The organism is Hydrogenophaga sp. (assembly GCF_030158645.1).
Classification (GTDB): Bacteria; Pseudomonadota; Gammaproteobacteria; order Burkholderiales; family Burkholderiaceae_C; genus Hydrogenophaga.
This window is the reverse complement of the sequence record NZ_JAOASO010000108.1, coordinates 1-1,631: the sequence shown is the minus strand read 5'-3', so window position 1 is coordinate 1,631 and position 1,631 is coordinate 1. Positions and strand designations below refer to the sequence as shown.

General features: G+C 67.2%; 2 protein-coding genes. One reads left to right on the top strand and one right to left on the bottom strand.

Annotated elements, in window-relative coordinates:
- The coding region (sbcB, locus tag Q1W68_RS12500; protein ID WP_300716882.1) for an exodeoxyribonuclease I at positions 1-987 on the bottom strand (987 nt) is incomplete at its 3' end.
- A gap of 55 nt (positions 988-1,042) precedes the next feature.
- On the opposite strand from sbcB, the gene Q1W68_RS12495 reads away from it, so the two are divergent.
- On the top strand, positions 1,043-1,631 hold a 589-nt coding region (locus Q1W68_RS12495), incomplete at its 3' end, for an aconitase family protein (protein ID WP_300716881.1).

Below are 1,631 nucleotides of genomic sequence, written 5' to 3'. Positions count from 1 at the left end.
CGCCTGCACGACATCGATGCCCCAGCGCGCGGCCATCTCGGGGCTCAGCGTCTTCAGGTTGGCGATCACCACTGGCGACTTGTTCAGGTGGATCGTCTTGATCGGCAGCCGCGTCACGCCCTCGGGCAGCGCGTCGGCGCGCGAGAACATGCGCTGGCGGATCGTGTCGGCGTTCAGCGCCTGCAGCACGCCGGGATCTTCGGCCAGGTCCCAGACGATCACCTCGTTCTTGTTGGTCGGGTGCGGCGACAGCGGCCACACCAGCGCGATGCAGCCGCGATCGGGCGGGTACATGCCGGACACATGCAGGAAGGGTTGCCCCGCCTTCTGCGCGTTCGCCATCTCGTCGATCACCGCGTCCTTCTTGCGCAGCTTCAGGCAGAAGTCCCACAGCTTCGGCTGGCGGTCCTTGACGAGGCGCGCCAGTGCGATGGTGGCGCGCACATCGGACAGCGCGTCGTGGGCGGCCTCGTGAGCCAGGCCATTGGCCGCGGTCAGGTGTTCGAGCTTGAACGACGGCCGGCCGTCGTCGTGCTTCGGCCACTGGATGCCGTCGGGCCGCAGCGCGTAGGCGCAGCGCACCACATCCAGCAGATCCCAGCGCCCGCACTGGTTCTGCCATTCGCGGGCATACGGATCGATCAGGTTGCGCCAGAACAGGAAGCGCGTGACCTCGTCGTCGAAGCGGATCGAGTTGTAGCCGACACCCACCGTGCCCGGCCGCGCGAGCTGCGCCTCGATCGCCGCGGCAAACGCATGCTCGGGCACGCCGCGTGCCGCACAGACCTGTGGCGTGATGCCGGTCAGCAGGCAGCTTTCGGGATCGGGCAGGCTGTCGGGTGCCGGCTGGCAGTACAGCGTGACCGGCGCGTCGATCTCGTTCAGATCGGCGTCGGTGCGCACGCCGGCGAACTGCGCCGGGCGATCTCGGCGCGGCACGACGCCGAAGGTTTCGTAGTCATGCCAGAGGAAGCTCAACGGGTCCATGGACTGCAACATACCACCCGTCCACAATGATCCGCATCACCGCCGAGGAGCCGTCATGAAACGATCGACCGCCAGCCTGAAGCCGACCACGACGCAGCGCGCCGCACCGAGGCACGCGTTCGCCAAGACACTGAAGACGTTCACCACCGCCAGCGGGGTCGAAGGCAGCTTCTACTCGCTGCCTGCGCTGGCGAAGCTGATCCCGAACGTGGCGCGGCTGCCGGTGTCGCTGCGCATCGTGCTGGAGTCGGTGCTGCGCAACTGCGACGGCAAGAAGGTGACCACCGAGCACGTCGAACAGCTCGCGAACTGGAAGCCGAACGCCGAGCGCAGCGACGAGATCCCGTTCGTCGTCGCCCGCGTGGTGCTGCAGGACTTCACCGGTGTGCCGCTGCTGGCCGACCTGGCCGCGATGCGCAACGTCGCCGCGGCGATGGGCCAGAACCCGAAGACCATCGAGCCGCTGGTGCCGGTCGATCTGGTCGTCGACCACAGCGTGATGATCGATCACTACGGCACGAAGAAGTCGCTCGACCTGAACATGAAGCTGGAGTTCCAGCGCAACCGCGAGCGCTACGAGTTCATGAAGTGGGGCATGCAGGCCTTCGACACCTTCGGCGTCGTGCCGCCGGGCTTCGGCATCG